10 protein-coding genes and 1 riboswitch are annotated in these 15390 nt (G+C 26.9%); of the genes, 3 read left to right on the forward strand and 7 right to left on the reverse strand.

All coding sequences use genetic code 11. The annotated features are described in order from the left end of the window. Window positions 1–6 precede the first annotated feature (6 nt). The 7 genes from BHE82_RS02780 to lysS all read right to left on the reverse strand — a co-directional run bounded on the left by BHE82_RS02780 (window position 7) and on the right by lysS (window position 7133). Window positions 7–216 (reverse strand): HAD hydrolase family protein, encoded by a 210-nt coding sequence (locus BHE82_RS02780; protein WP_071345712.1) that lies wholly within the window; start codon window positions 214–216, stop codon window positions 7–9. A 12-nt stretch (window positions 217–228) separates the two neighbouring features. Further along, window positions 229–453 carry a hypothetical protein gene (locus BHE82_RS02785; protein ID WP_071345713.1) on the reverse strand — a complete coding sequence of 75 codons (225 nt, stop codon included), beginning with the start codon at window positions 451–453 and terminating at the stop codon, window positions 229–231. Continuing rightward, entirely contained in the window at window positions 386–718 is a 333-nt protein-coding gene (locus BHE82_RS03525; RefSeq protein ID WP_143549439.1) for an HAD hydrolase family protein, read from the reverse strand. The genes BHE82_RS02785 and BHE82_RS03525 overlap by 68 nt, the downstream gene beginning before the upstream one ends. Before the next feature lie 380 nt (window positions 719–1098). Further along, a complete protein-coding gene (locus BHE82_RS02795) occupies window positions 1099–1422 on the reverse strand; it encodes a hypothetical protein (protein WP_071345715.1) in 324 nt (107 codons plus the stop codon). Window positions 1423–1432: 10 nt separating this feature from the next. Continuing rightward, window positions 1433–1606: a hypothetical protein gene (locus tag BHE82_RS03260; protein WP_180365502.1), complete on the reverse strand. Its 174-nt coding sequence runs from the start codon at window positions 1604–1606 to the stop codon at window positions 1433–1435. A gap of 315 nt (window positions 1607–1921) precedes the next feature. Beyond that, window positions 1922–4672: a DNA polymerase III subunit alpha gene (gene dnaE / locus BHE82_RS02800; RefSeq protein ID WP_071345716.1), complete on the reverse strand. Its 2751-nt coding sequence runs from the start codon at window positions 4670–4672 to the stop codon at window positions 1922–1924. 925 nt (window positions 4673–5597) lie between these two features. Continuing rightward, a complete protein-coding gene (gene lysS, locus BHE82_RS02810) occupies window positions 5598–7133 on the reverse strand; it encodes a lysine--tRNA ligase (protein ID WP_071345718.1) in 1536 nt (511 codons plus the stop codon). Between the two features lie 1432 nt (window positions 7134–8565). Beyond that, window positions 8566–8736, forward strand: a riboswitch (Lysine riboswitch). Between the two features lie 55 nt (window positions 8737–8791). Here lysS and BHE82_RS02820 point away from each other — a divergent pair. The 3 genes from BHE82_RS02820 (at window position 8792) to mgtA (ending at window position 15318) form a co-directional block, all read left to right on the forward strand. Next, window positions 8792–10516, forward strand: a complete 1725-nt coding sequence (locus BHE82_RS02820; protein ID WP_257608404.1) for an ABC transporter permease subunit — start codon at window positions 8792–8794, stop codon at window positions 10514–10516. 1179 nt (window positions 10517–11695) lie between these two features. Beyond that, window positions 11696–12292, forward strand: a complete 597-nt coding sequence (gene rpsD / locus BHE82_RS02830) for a 30S ribosomal protein S4 (protein WP_071345722.1) — start codon at window positions 11696–11698, stop codon at window positions 12290–12292. A 356-nt stretch (window positions 12293–12648) separates the two neighbouring features. Further along, a complete protein-coding gene (gene mgtA / locus BHE82_RS02835) occupies window positions 12649–15318 on the forward strand; it encodes a magnesium-translocating P-type ATPase (RefSeq protein ID WP_071345723.1) in 2670 nt (889 codons plus the stop codon). Window positions 15319–15390 lie beyond the last annotated feature (72 nt).

Below are 15390 nucleotides of genomic sequence, written 5' to 3' on the forward strand. Positions count from 1 at the left end.
CTCCTTTTAAACGCATTGAAAACACATTTTATTTTTTCTTCGATAAAAAACTTCATAACAAATTATAATCTTTAAAAAAATCATATAAAGCGTTTTTTCGATGTGAGGAGCAGTTAAATTGGCAACTTTGTGAAGAGTTTCATAATGAGTATTTGCCATGACGATTCCTATATCTGCAAATTGAAGCATTTCAAAATCGTTGCAACCATCTCCCATGCAAATTAATTGTCAGTCTTTGTGGTCTTTTATAATTGCTTGGATACCATAAGCTTTATTAACTTGTTTGGCACTTAAACTTACAACACCATTTTTACAATAATAAGCGTGGAGTTGTTCAAAATCTTTTAAAAAATCAACAACAAGGGAGGTATTTGGATGGAATAAATTAATTTTGTAAATAGGTTTTTCTAAATGAAGATTGCTTTTGATGGGATTTTTTTTGCAACATTGCATTATCAAACAAACTTTTATAATCAGGATCTGTTGTTTGGGTTATGCCCTTTTCTTCTAAACTGACATTGAGAACTATGATTCCTTTTTTTTGGGCTTGGCAATTTAGTTTAATTACAAGTTCTTGGGGGATGCAAGTTTGTTGGACGATATTTGTGGCTTTACAAGTAATAGCTCCATTTAGAACAACAAAATACTTAAATAAAGAAGTAAGTTCCTTTAAAACGCTTAAACCTTTGTAGTTTCTTCCTGTAGCAATTCCTAAAATATTATTGGGGTTTTACGCTAGGGTTTGTAAAAGTTTTGTGATTTGTGAAGGAATTTCTTTGGTTTTGCCGTTGTATAAAGTTTGGTCAATATCAAAAAAGAATAGTTTTTTCATATTTGTTCCTTTATTCCTTGATATATTATAATCAAAAGATAACTAATTAATGCAAAAATGATGAAAAAAATAAATGACATAAAATATTATACAAATCAAATATTTTTATTTTGTCATAAATAAACTTTTAAACTTTGGTATAAATAAAAGCATTTCCAAAAATCACTTTTTTGATAATAAATTTTTTGGGCTGATATGCATTTGTTTTTTTTGATATTCAAAAGGATTGTCAAAAAAGATTTTAGCTAAACGATGAAAAATAATTTCTACTCCCTTTTTGCCAACTTCAGGATGTAAAAGGTTTTTGGAATAATCACAAATTTTAAATGCAAAAGAAAATGTTCTAATAAATTACAATACACCAAATTAATGCCTTTTTGGTATTCAAAAGGGTGGTGTTTGGCGTATTTGGGATTTGATAATCCTCTTGCTTGATATTCTTTTATGTGGTGTATTTCTAAGCCTTCAGCTGTTTTTTTGATATTTGAGTTAGTTTGAGTAAAACTTGCATCCATAAAATAAGAGCCACTTACTAAACCGTATTTTTGTTTTAAAAAAGTTACTGATTGATCGTATGTTAAAAGCATCATAATTTAAATATCAGTTATTTTTTTGGTCTTGTTGTAATTTATCAAAAATGGTGTGAATGTCTTGTAAATGTTTTAATATATTGTTGCATTTACGATTGAAGTTCCAAAGAAATTTCATCAAAAAGAAATTATTTATTTTTTTTAATTCACAATAAATGGCATGATAAAAATAAAATGTTTGCATCCATAAACTGATTTTTTTCTGATAAAAAGACAATATTTTTTTTGATGTTGACTTTTTGTTTAAAATGTATTGCGCAAAAAATGATTAATAATATTGTTACAATTAATAATTTATTCATTTTTATCCTCTTTTATTTATTTTTATTGATTGTGTAATTGTTTAAAAAACAGATTTAATCAAATTAAAAACAAAAAAATGAAAAGCAAAGCAAAAAATATGAAAAAAGCAAAAGGAGCAAAATATAGAAATATAATAATTTTAAATAATTTAATAATGTGTTTATATTTACAATAATTTTGAATAATAAAATAATATTTAAGATTTATTTTTTTGATTAATTAATAAATTATGAAGTCCAAAGCCTAATATTTTTTTTTGTTTAATGACAAGTTCTTTTAAAGGTAATTCGGGGTGTATTTTAGGTTCGTAATCCGAATATGGATAATATTTAACTTCTTTTAAATCTTTGTTTTTTTCTAAAGTATTGCGGTTTAACCCCATTTTATCAAGGGTGCCTGCAAAAATTAAATTAGTTAATAAAGGTTCGGTGAGGAAAGGAAACAATTGTTGTTTAAAGGTTTTAAAAGAATAATAAAGGGGCATTTGGGTAGTTTTAGTTAATTTTTGGTGTTCTTTAATTAATTTTTTTTGTTCTTTCATTAATTCTTGGCAAAAAGCAACATTTATTCCTTTAATAATAGTTAGAGGCAAAAATAATTTATTGTCTTTGAAATAATATTTATCTTGGCTACTAAATATATGGGGTGGTTCTATAATGATACCTTTTTGGATAACTTCTTTGAGCAAAATTTCTGTCTGGGTTGCATCTCCAATAGCATCATTTAATAAAGTAATTACAAAAGCAATAAAATGATTAGCTTTCAAATAAGCCATACGATAACTAATTAAAGAATAAGCGACACTGTGACTTTTGTTAAAACCGTAATTGGCAAATTTTAAAATATAATCATAAAGTTTGTTAGCTATTGTAAGGTCGCGTCCTTGTTCTTTGCTTTGGGCAATGAAGTTGTTTTTTTCTTGCAATAATAAATCTTTTTCCTTTTTGCTAATAGCTCTTCTAAAAAGGTCTGCTTGGGCAAGACTGTATTTGGCAAAGACAGCTACAATTTGCATAATTTGTTCTTGATAAAGAATAATGCCATAAGTGGGTTGGAGGATAAAATCAATTAAGGGGCTAAAAAAAGTGGTAGTTTTTTGATGGCGGTTTTTTAAAAACATATTAAAAGAATCGAAGGGCCCTGGTCTATTTAAGGCAAGTAAGGCAATTAGGTCTTCGAACTTTTGGGGCATCATTTTTTGTAAAAAGATTTTGGCGTTATAAGATTCTAATTGAAAAATCCCTATTGTTTTTCCTTGTTGCAACAGCTCGAAAGTTTTTGTGTCGTTTAAAGGGATTTTAAAAAGACCAAAATGGGGATTAGTTTTTTGAATGGCTAAAACCATTTTATTAATCAAAGTAAGACTTCTTAATCCTAAAAAATCTATTTTGAGAAGTCCGATTGATTCAAGGAAAGAAGCTTCCCATTGGGTTTGTTGTAAGTTATTATGAGTGCCTTTTTGTAAGGGAATAATTTGATCAAGGGGCATTTGGCTTAAAATAATTCCTGCTGGATGGGTTCCTGTAAACCGTGGTATTCCTTCGATATAAGATGCCATTATAAGTAAGTTTTTCATTTGCAAATCCAAAGTTTCTTTTTGATAAGTGCTTTTTTTATCCAAATATGCCAAAACGCGTTTAGTTTGGAATTCCCTTACTGTGGGCATAAATTTAACTAATTCATTGATAATGGCTTTTTGGCTTACAAATCTACCAAAAGTAATAATACTTGCTACGTGTTTGGTGCCGTACTTTTGACAAACATATTGAATAATTAAATCTCTTGTATTGTCTGGAAAATCAAGGTCAATATCTGGCATAGTTTTTCTTTGAGGATTTAAAAAACGCTCAAAAATAAGGTCATATTGTAAAGGGTCAATCTCTGTAATTTGTAAACAAAAACACACCAAAGAACCCGAAGAAGAGCCTCTACCAGGACCTACTAAAATACCTTGTTTTTTGGCGTATCTTACAACATCACCTACAATTAAAAAATAATTGTCATATTCCATATTAGCTATAATTTGTAATTCTTGATCTAGCCTTTGTTGGTATTTGGTATATTTAGAGTTTTTAAAATCGATGTATTGGTGCAAACCTTTATAAGAAATTTGTTTTAAGTACTCTTTGGCAGTTATTTTTTGGGGTTGTAAAAAATCAACAAAGGAAGGCAACAACATTTTTTGTGGTAAATAATTTTGATATTTAATAGAAAAGATTAATTTTTTTAAATAAGCAAACATTGCTTTATGTGTTTGGGCGTTGTATGTGCTATCAAAATTATCTTTGGTTAAAAAAGATAAATCAGTTTGGTCGTCGTTTTTTTTATTTTCCATTTGTGCAAGTATTTGATAGGTTGGTTGGGCTTGAAAAGTATCATAGCAAGTTTTGTTAATTGGTACATAAGGAATTTGGAAGTGGTTTGCAAAATCAATGATGTTTTCAGAAAGTAATTCCAAAAAGGAGTTTTGATAAGAAATACCTAATACAAGTTCGTCAAATATTTTTTGTAATTGAGTAGCTATTTGAAAAAATTTATCTTTTTGGTCGCGAAAAAACATATCATCAAAAAAGGGATTTTCTCCAGGAATCAAAGCAAACAAATCTTTACCTAAATGAGCAATTTGATTTAAGGTAATTTGGGGTGTTTCTTCATTTTTAATAATAGTTGAAATTTGAATTAAATTTTTGATTCCTTGGTCTTTTTTGGCATAAATTAAAAGTGTTGCTAGTTGATTGTTGTGCAAAAAATTTATTTTTAGTCCTAAAATAGGTTTGATTTGATAGTTATGGCATAATTTTAAAAAAGTTGGCATGCCATATAAATTATCATCGCTCAAAGCAACAAAATCATAATCATTTTCTTTGGCTTTTTGTACCAAAGTTTCTAAAGAATTAAGACTTTGTAATAAGCTATAAAAACTTTGCAAATAAAAAACGCCTCTCATAATTGCACTTCCTTGCTGGCTGAAAAATAAAAGTATTGTTGTTTTGGATGTTTGTTTGTTTGGATGTTTGTTTGTTTGTTTGGATGTTTGTTTGGATTTTCTAATTTTATTTATTTTTTGTGATTTGCAAAAACTTTATTCATCTTCCCAATCTGTTTGGAACTCTTTTTCCCAATTTTCTTCTAATTCGTCTTCCCAATTTTGGCTTTGCCAATTTTACAAATTTGGCGAACCATCCCAGTTTTTCTGTCTAGTTCTTGATGACGACGAATTTATTATTACATCTCTTTGTTTTGGTTATGCTTGCGAACCATCTTTTAACCCAAAAAGGTATAAATTTTTTAATACCTAATCGAGAATTTTTTAAATCTTCGACACTATGAGTGTTATTGCAATAGCCGTATTTGGATAAATCAATGTCTTTTTGATAGACATATATTAATTTCTTTGGGCCATTTTTGAGGTAAAAAGGTTTTTTTGAATTTTGCAAAGAACACAAATAATAACAAAAAGAAGGGTAGTTAATGCAAACAGGAAAAGAATCGGGGAATTTTTCTTTGATATAATTTTGGACTTGTTCGGCTGAATCTAGATAAATATCGTGAACTTTGGGTTTTGGGAATGTTGAATTATGATTTGAGTTTGGTATTTTGGCAAAAGTAAAGTTAGTTAAAAAATAAACTCCACAAATTAAAATTAAGGAAAAAAATGTAAAAATTGCTCCTAAAATAATTATAATTGTCTTTTGTTTAATTTTTTTTATCCCTTCGGTTGTTTTTGCAACACAAAATATTTAATTATCATTAACCCATTTTATATAAAATATTTTTTACCCTTTTTTATTTTCGGATTTTTGGGCTTTGGTGATTTGGAGATTTTTGCTTTTGGGAATAATTTATTTTTGGCTTGCTTGTTTTTGCTTGCTTTATTCGTTATCGTTATTCGTTAGGACTTTATTTGCTGTTTTGTTTTGACTAAATTTATTTTGATTTTTACAATGTGGAAATAAAATAACATCACGAATATTTGCAGTATCGGTTAAAAGCATAACCAAACGATCAAGTCCCATTCCAAGACCACCAGTTGGAGGCATGCCATAATTAAGGGCGTTTAGGAAATCATAGTCCATGTCATTGGCTTCGTCATTGCCTAATTGTTTTTGTTGTAATTGATTTAAAAAACGTTTTTCTTGTTCGATAGGGTCGTTAAGTTCACTAAAAGCATTAGCAAATTCCTTACCTACAATAAAAAGTTCAAAACGTTCAGTAAAGCGAGGATCAGCTTCGTTTTGTTTTGCCAAAGGACTTATTTCCAGTGGATGTCCGTAGACAAAAGTAGGTTGAATGAGAGTGTTTTCTACGTATTTTCCGAAAAAAGCCTCAATGATATGTCCTTTACTAAAATGGGGCATAACTTCAATTTGGTGTTTTTTTGCCAAAGAAAGGCATTGTTCCAAGGTAAAATTATCTGTAAAATCAATTCCTGTTTTTTCCTTGATTGATGCAACCATACTTACTTTTGCAAAATGGGAAAAATCAATTTCTTGGTTTTGGTAAGTAAATTGCAACTTGCCAAACAATTTTTGGGCCAATTCTTGCAAGCATTGCTTTGTTAAGTCCATAATATCTTGCATATCAGCATAAGCCAAGTAAGCCTCAATAGTGCTAAATTCGGGATTATGTGTGGCATCAATTCCTTCATTTCTGAAAAGACGTCCGATTTCATAGACTTTATTCATTCCACCAACAATTAATTTTTTAAGGGGTAATTCGGTAGCAATTCTCAAGTAAAAATCATAATTAAGAGCGTTGTGATGAGTGATAAAAGGTTTGGCAGAAGCGCCTCCCAAAGTTGGTTGTAAAATAGGAGTTTCTACTTCTAAAAAGCCCTGATTATCAAAAAAATTTCTAATGTATTTCATAATCAAACTGCGAGTTAAAAATACTTGTCTTGTTTTTTCGTTTACGATTAGATCAACATAGCGATTTTTTCTCATCTCTTCGCGGTTTTGCAAGCCATGAAATTTGTCAGGTAAAGGTTTTAGGGCTTTGGTAAGATGAATAAATTCCAAGGCTTTAATGGTTAATTCTTGTGTTTTCGTTTTAAATAAAAAACCTTTGATTCCTATGATATCTCCTAAATCACAATTTTGATAAATCTGAAAAGCATCTTTGCCCACTAAATCCAGTTTTATATATGCTTGCATTCGGAAATTAAAATCTTGTAAATGCAAAAAACCTGCTTTGCCTTGTCCTCTTTTTAAAACGATTCTGCCAGCTACACAAACATTGATTTGTGATTGTTCGAGAGCTAGACTATCTGCTTTTTGGTATTGCAAAAGAATTTGTTCGATGGAATGAGAAGGGACAAATTTTTTTCCAAAAGGATCAATGTTTTTTTTTTTTAATTCATTCATTTTTTGATGTCTAATAATTTCTTGTTCGCTTAATTTTGTTGCCATTTATATGCTCCTTGCATCATTTAATTTTTTTAAACATTTAACCTTTATTATACCAAAAAAACTTGGGTTTTGGTGATGTTTTTGGAGGGGTTGGAGTTTTTTTGTGGGGAAATGCAATTTTTTTTATTTGGTGGTTTGAAAAAGCAAAAAAAGTTAATTAGTTTGGATAAAATAAAAAAAGACACTCATTAAAGAATGCTTTTGGGTTGGTAATTGAATTTTACAAAATTAAAATTGCTTTTTGTTTTTGATTGATGAATTAAAATTTGAAATCAAAATAGTTTTAAAAGAGATGATTTGCAAAAAAAGATAATTTTTAAAAGGATGTTTTTAAAAAAATAAGTAAATATTAAAAATTATTTATATCGTGGTTTTGGTGTTGTTTTTTTATTAGTTCCAACCAAATAACCGATAAGAAATCAAAGAATACCGCCTAATAAAAAAGTAACTATTAAAGGCAATACAATGCTTTTGCTATTCATTTCGCAACTATATCCCCATTTGTAAAAAAAGGACAATAAAGAAAACTGCTAAAGCTACTAAAAATACAATTAATCCTGTCATCATTCCTGATGAAGCATCAAACATTCCTTCGTTATACATTTTAAACTCCATTTGTTTTTTTAAGATAAAATATTTTACTAAAAAAACAACAGCAAAAAGTGCTTTTTTTGAAAAAAATTGATTTTTTGGAACTTTTTTATGCAAAAATGGAACAAAATGAATAAATTTAAATAGTTATATGATAAATTTGTAAAGTGATATATAAGTTTATCAAGATTATGAAAATATTTATAATGGAATTCCAAATTTAGTTTATGTTATTCCTTAATTTGGATATTTTGTCAAAACGTGTTAAAATAGGATTAGTGCAAATTGTTGTAAATCGCATTTTAATTATTTTGCCATAAGTCACAAAGCAATCAAGTCCTTAATTTTCCTTGTGTTTTTGCTTTATGTTTCTTTTGTTTCTTTTGATCTTGGCATGTCGTAAAACTGTTTTATTTGTAAAAGTTTTAGTATAGTAAGTTTTATTATAGTAAAAAAACAAAGGAAAAGAACAAAATATGAAAAACATGAAAACTAAAAACAATAAAAATAATAATACCAGCATAATGGAGCACATCCAAAAGAATTACAAACAAAACATAATCAAAATATCAATATAGAAGATATTAAAGATGAAAATATTACCTTTATTAAAATAGATAAAATCTTAAAAGATGGTGTTTTTTGATATTAAATATGAAATTGAATTTGCTAAAAGTGATTATGAAAAAATTACAATTGCAGATGAAATGAAAATAGAAACTACATCATCTTAAAATATTAAGTTGTCTAAATAAATGAAACAGTTTAAAAAATTATGTTATAATTTACTATATAATAAATTTTTATTATATGTTTCGATTACTAAATAAAATTTTATATAAAATCAAAAAGAGGTAGCGGTGTAAAAGAGTATTATGTGAAGAAGGCATTCTGTGAAGCATAAGAAAGGTAACCATCGCCGAATAATAATTATGGCAATAATTTATTATGAGATTATAGAAAATATCTATAATATTCTTGCTGTTTTAACAGTAAAGGCGCTTTAATCAAGTCTCTCTCAAACCTTCTTTTAAGAAGGTTTTTTGTTTTATAGGAAGGAAAATCATTTGCTAACATTATCTTTTTCAAGAATTAAGAATTATTTTAAAGCTAAATATCTTTTTTTAACAATTTTAACTATTATTGTATCTTTTTTATTATATGATGATTTTTATCCTCAAAATACTAAAAACAAAGATGAAAATACTTTAGTTGTAGGAATGGAATGCAATTATAAACCTTATAATTATCTTTCTAATAATAAAGATAAAAAAGACTTGCATCCTTTAACAATAAATGGTAAAGAAAGTGATATTTTAGTTGCTGGATATGATGTTTTAGTAGCTAAAGAATTAGTTGATTATTTAAATGCAAAGTATGATAAAAAAATTAAATTAGTAATTAAAAAAATAGATTTTGATAGTTTAATTCCTGCTTGTCAAAATGGAGATATTGATTTAATTATTTCAGGGATGAGTAAAACAAAAGAAAGACAAGACCAAATTGATTTTACTGATAATTCTTATTATGATGAAGATCAATTTTATGTTATTGTTATAAATAAAAATAATCCTAATAAGGGTGAATTTATAGTTAATGACAAAATTCAATTACCTGGAAAAATGTTATATCAACGAGGAACTTTTTACGAACAAATAGCAAAAACATTAAAAGGAAATGAAGTAGAAGGAATTAACAATTTTGATGTTCAAGCTCAAAAAGTTCAAACAGATTCCAAATATTTTTATTTAGCTGATGTAACTGTTGCCCAAAAACATTTACAAACTCATAATAATTTAGATAAAATAGAAATAAAAAAAGAAATAATTTTAGATAATAAAATAAAACAAGATGAAGAAATAAAACAAGCTCAAATCATCGAAAAAGATAAAGAAACAGCTTTATATAAAGAAATAAAACAAGCCGCTGGAATACTTGCTATTGGATTTAAAAAACAAAAAGACATTAACAAAGAATTTATTAACAACAAACAAATTACCAAAGAAGACATTGAAGATTTTTTAACAAAAGAACTTACCTCAGATAAAAGAAAAGAATTCATGTATAAACAAACCTCAGAAAAAGATACATTAAATATATGGTCTATTTTTAAAAATAACTTTTCTCTTTATAAAAGAGGGATTTTAACAACTCTTAAATTTGGGATTTATGGAACTTTTGGAGGATTTGTCTTATCTTTATTGTTAGTTCTTTTCCAATTGTTAAATATTACCAAAAAGAAAAGTCATTTTTTAATTTATTATTTGCATCAAATAGGATGTAGAATTATTAATTTTTATATATGGATTATTAAAAGTACTCCTATGTTAGTGCAAGCTTTTGTGAGTTATTTTTTCTTAAAAGAGTTTGCTTTTTTCCAAAATGCTACTTGGTATACTCCAATGTTTGCTGCTTATATGGTAATTATTTTAAATACTATGGGCTATATTTCAGAAATTATTACTAAAAATATTTCCTTTTTGGATAAAGGACAAATTGAGGCTTCCTTGTCTTTGGGAATGACACATACTCAAACAATGCGCTATATTGTTTTGCCCCAAGCTATTAAAAGATCACAAACTCCTATTTTAAATGAGTTTATTATTAATTTAAAAGATTGTGTTGTTTTTAGTATGTTAGGTGGAATTATTGATATTGCTTGTGCTTCTAATGCTTTGTATAGTAGTGTTGCAAGCCCTAAACCTTATTATATTTCTTCTATTATTTATTTGATTATTATAGGAACTGTTATTTTCTTTTTGAAAAAAATGGAAAAAGTAAGACAAGTTTAAACTATATAATATAAGATATTTAGTTATAATTTATTTGTTATTATTAAAAGGCTAACTTTCAAAAAGTTAGCCTTCATTATTGATTGAAATTTAAGATATGATAAATGATTATTTAAATAATTGTTTTTGATATAATTTCATAAATTTATTAATAATTGTTTTGTTTAATAAATATCTAATGATAACAGCCCAAACAACAGATATTATTATTAAAGATAAATAATAAAAAAAATCAGATATATTTTTAAACCATTTTATATTTTTAGGTATAAATACAAAAAGCCAAAGTAAAATGATATAAAATATAGAATTAATTATAGCTTCTCCAATTATTTCCAATTTATCAAAATTGAATAATAAAGTCTTTTTTAAAATTTGATTAATATCTTTTGGCAAAACACCTATTATTTGTAATTTTTTTATTTCTTCTTTTTATTAAAGGATAATAGCGTTTATGTTCAAACATTTCTACAGCTACATATATCCTAAAAGCCAACAAACCTATAACAAAATAGCAAGCCATAAACAAACATTTAAAAAGTAATTCTTGCCTTAACATAAGTAATCCAAAGAAAAACAATGTAATAATAGAAAAAAATACAGAAATAAAATGTGTTCCATATCCTCTTATATAATTATTATATTGTGCCTTCTAATAAAGGTTCATCATAAACATTAAATATTCCCAAGATAAATTATTTATTGATGTATTATGATTTTATTCTTTTTGTATTGATAGTTAGTTGCTATTTGCTATTTGCTTATTTACCTAATAATAAATTGTTAAAAGAAAAAATATTATTAGAAGAACAATTAGAATCAAAACAAAATATAAAAAATAATTCATTAACTGCAAAATAATAAAACATCATTTATAATTACAACCTCAAACTATTTACTTAGTTTGGGGTTTTTATATCCAAATAACTAACTATAAATAAAAAACATCTTCCAAATTAACTAAAATTAAAAGAAAATCACTAAAACACTTGACTATTTCATCTTTTTTTTATAAAATATTAGTGATGGTAAAATAGATGTAGCTAAAATAATTAAACTAATCCCTTGCCTTTTAGAGGCTTTTCTAAGTAATTCTTTGCTGTTTAAGAAAGAAAAGAAAGCAGGCGATTATTAATTATTTGGTTATACAAACTTACCTTAAAAAAGGAGAGTTTACAAATGTCACGCTATACAGGTTCACTTTGGAAAGTTTCAAGACGCCTTAATTATTCGGTTTCAGAAACTGGAAAAGAATTACGCAAAAGAGCTTATGGTCCAGGACAACACGGTCAAAAAAAAGTTAAATTAAGTGATTATGGGCTTCAATTGCAAGAAAAACAAAAATTACGTTTTACTTACGGCGTATCAGAAAAGCAATTTCGCAAAATTTTTGATAATGCAAGCAAACTAAAAGGGATTCATGGTGAAATGTTTTTAGTACTATTAGAATCTCGTCTTGATAATGTAGTTTATCGTTTAGGATTTGCCAAAACAAGAGCTCAAGCAAGACAATTAGCTAATCACGGTCATATTTTAGTAGATGGAAAAAAAGTAGATATTGCTTCTTATCGTTTAAAACCAGGGCAAACAGTTACTTTAAGAGAAAAATCTAAAAATCTAAATATTGTCCAAGAAGCTGTAAATAGTAAGTTTGTTCGCGCAGATTATGTTTCTTTAGATAAAGAATTAGTGGGTAAATATGTAAGATACCCTCAAAGAAACGAATTTTTACCAGATATTAACGAACAATTAATAGTTGAATATTATAATAGATAACCTAAACGCCCTTTAATAGGGTGTTTTTTGTGTATTTGGAATATATAAAATAGTAGTTAATTAGTTGTCATTGTATAATAAAAAACAACCAAAACTAATTTATTTATTAATAATCCATAATTAAGATAACTAATTACATAAAATAATAATTATAAAACAAATATAATAGTATATATAAACTAACACAACCCCCCACCCAAAAAACTACCAAAAAAACTTATTGTCTATAATAAACATAGCTTTTTATATTATAATATTAACATTTTACCCTAATTATCAATTATTAAAGTTTCAGTTTTTAATCGTTTTTGATTAACTTTTAACTTTTAAAAATCTCAAAAAAGGAATTGATTAATATGAAAAAAGTAAATTTAAAACGCCAAGAAACAATTGATTTTTTAAAAACTATGAGTCAAAAATCCCAAGAACAAACTCTACAAACCCTTAATTCTTCTTTGCAAGGATTAGATCAAAATCAAGTAATGTTGCATCAAAGTTTGTATGGTAAAAATATTTTATCCCAAGAAATCAAAACCATTTTTACTAAACAATTACTCCAAATTGCAATTACTCCTTTTAATATTGTTTTATTAATTTTAACTCTTATTTCTTTGGTTAATGATGTTCTTACTCCCAGTCCAGAAAATAGAAGTTATGCTACTATTATAACTACTATTTTAATGTTTTTGGGTTCTGTCATTGTCCAATTTAGTCAAGAAAGTAAACATTTAAAAATTACTTCTCAATTAAAAACTTTGGTACAAAATACAACTGCAGTTAAACGAAATAATTCTAAATTGGAAATCGCTTTAGAAGAAGTAGTAAGAGGAGATATTGTTATTCTTTCGGCAGGAGATATTATTCCAGCTGATATTAAATTATTAGAAACTAAAGATTTTTTTGTAAAAACTACTACTTTTACTGGTGAATCAGAACCAGTAGAAAAAATGGCGTGTGCTTTTTTACAAAGTGAAACTATTTTAGACGATCCTAAATTAGTTTTAGCAGGCTCAACTGTTATTTCTGGTTATGCTACAGGTATTGTTTTAGTCACCGGAAAAGATACTTATTTAGGTAATATCAGCCAGGAAATTACTAAAAAAAAATCCCTTTCACACTTAGATCAAAGTATTAATACCATTGCTAAATTACTTATGATATGTATTTGTTTAATGGCGCCTTTAGTATTTTTATTCAACTTTAAAAAACCTCAAAATACTTTATTACAATCATTTCTTTTTGCTCTTACTATTGCCTTTGGACTTACTCCTAAAATGCTTCCCCTAATTGTTGCTACTTCTTTTTCTAAAGGAATTGTTGCTTTATCCAAGCGCAAAGTAATTGTTAAAAACCTAAATGCTATTTCTAGTTTTGGAGCAATGAATATTTTATTTACTGACAAAACAGGAACCCTTACCGAAGACCAAATCTTTTTGGAAAATTTCTTAGACCTTAATGGCAACGAAGATATCCGTGTTTTGCGTCATGCCTATCTGAATAGTTTTTTTCAAACAGGGCTTAAAAGTTTAATTGATAAAGCCATTATTACCAAAACAAATAATGCCCAAACTCTACATCCTTCTTTACAAGGAATCACCGAGCAATTTACCAAAATTGATGAAATTCCTTTTGATTTTAAAAGAAGAAAAATGAGTGTAGTAATACAAGATGTTTCCCAAAAACAACAAATGATTACTAAAGGAGCAATTGAAGAAATACTTGCTATTTGTGATCATGTAGAACTTGAAGGCAAAGTTGTTCCTTTAAGTGACCAAAGCAAACAAATAGTCCTGCAACAAACCATAACTTATAATCAAAAAGGTTATCGCGTAGTTGGAGTAGCCCAAAAACTTATCTCAAATCCCAAACAACAACCCTGTTTTACTCCTGGACAAATTGAAGAAAAATCAATGGTTCTCATCGGATTGCTTACTTTTTTAGACCCTATTAAAGAAAGTTCAACCCAAACTATTGCCTCTTTGCAACAAAAAGGTATTATTGTTAAAATCCTTACAGGAGACAACGATATTCTTACCAAAGCTATTGCCCAAAAATTAAATATTCAAACAACTTATTGTCTTCAAGGAAGTATCATCGATAATTTAAGTGATGATACTCTTTACGAAGCTTCTCAAAAAACTAATCTTTTTACTAAATTATCCCCCGAACAAAAAGCAAGAATTGTATCTGTTTTTAAACAAAAAGGCAATATCGTTGCTTTTATGGGTGACGGAATTAACGATGCTTCTGCTATGAAACAAGCTAATTTAGGTATTTGTGTTGATAGTGGTGCTGAAATTACTAAAGAAATTGCAGATATTATTTTGTTAGAAAAACAACTTATCGTTTTAGAACAAGGAGTTGTAGAAGGAAGAAAAACCTATACTAACGCCCTTAAATACATTAAATTTACTCTATCTTCTAATTTTGCCAATTCCCTCAGTATTTTGCTTGCTAGTTTATGTCTTAATTTTCAACCTATGATAGTTTTACAAGTTTTATTTTTAGACCTTATCTATGATTTGATTTGTTTTGCTATTCCTTTTGATAATGTTGATTATATTTATTTACAAAAACCACGCAAATGGGATTTTGCAAGTATTAAAAGTTTTATGTTATGGTTTGGTTTTTTTTCTTTCTTATTGGATGTGGCTTTTTTAAGTGGAATGAAATTTATTTTAAAAAACTTATCCCAAAGTCCACAATTATTTCAAACTAGTTGGTTTATTTTTTCAATGTGGTCACAAACATTAACCCTTTTCTTACTGCGAACTGACAAAATTATTGCTAAAAACAATCAAAAAAACCTTCCTTCTTTTCTTATTATGGCATGTTGTTGTTTAGGTTTGGTAATTACTACTTTCCTTCCTTTAATGCCTATTGTAAGTCAAGCCCTTAATTTAGATAAATCAATTTTTGAAAAACCTACAATTTTTTCCTTTTTGTTATTTTTAGTAGTTATTTATTCATTAGTTATGATATGGGCTAAAAAAATCTTTATTCAAAAACACAAACAATTATTATAAATTGTATTAACTAATTTCGTTATTTTATCATTGTATTATTTTATTATTTCAAAATTTATTATTTCAAAATAA

Origin of the sequence: Rice orange leaf phytoplasma (assembly GCF_001866375.1) — a bacterium.
In the GTDB taxonomy this organism is placed as follows: domain Bacteria; phylum Bacillota_I; class Bacilli_A; order Acholeplasmatales; family Acholeplasmataceae; genus Phytoplasma; species Phytoplasma asteris.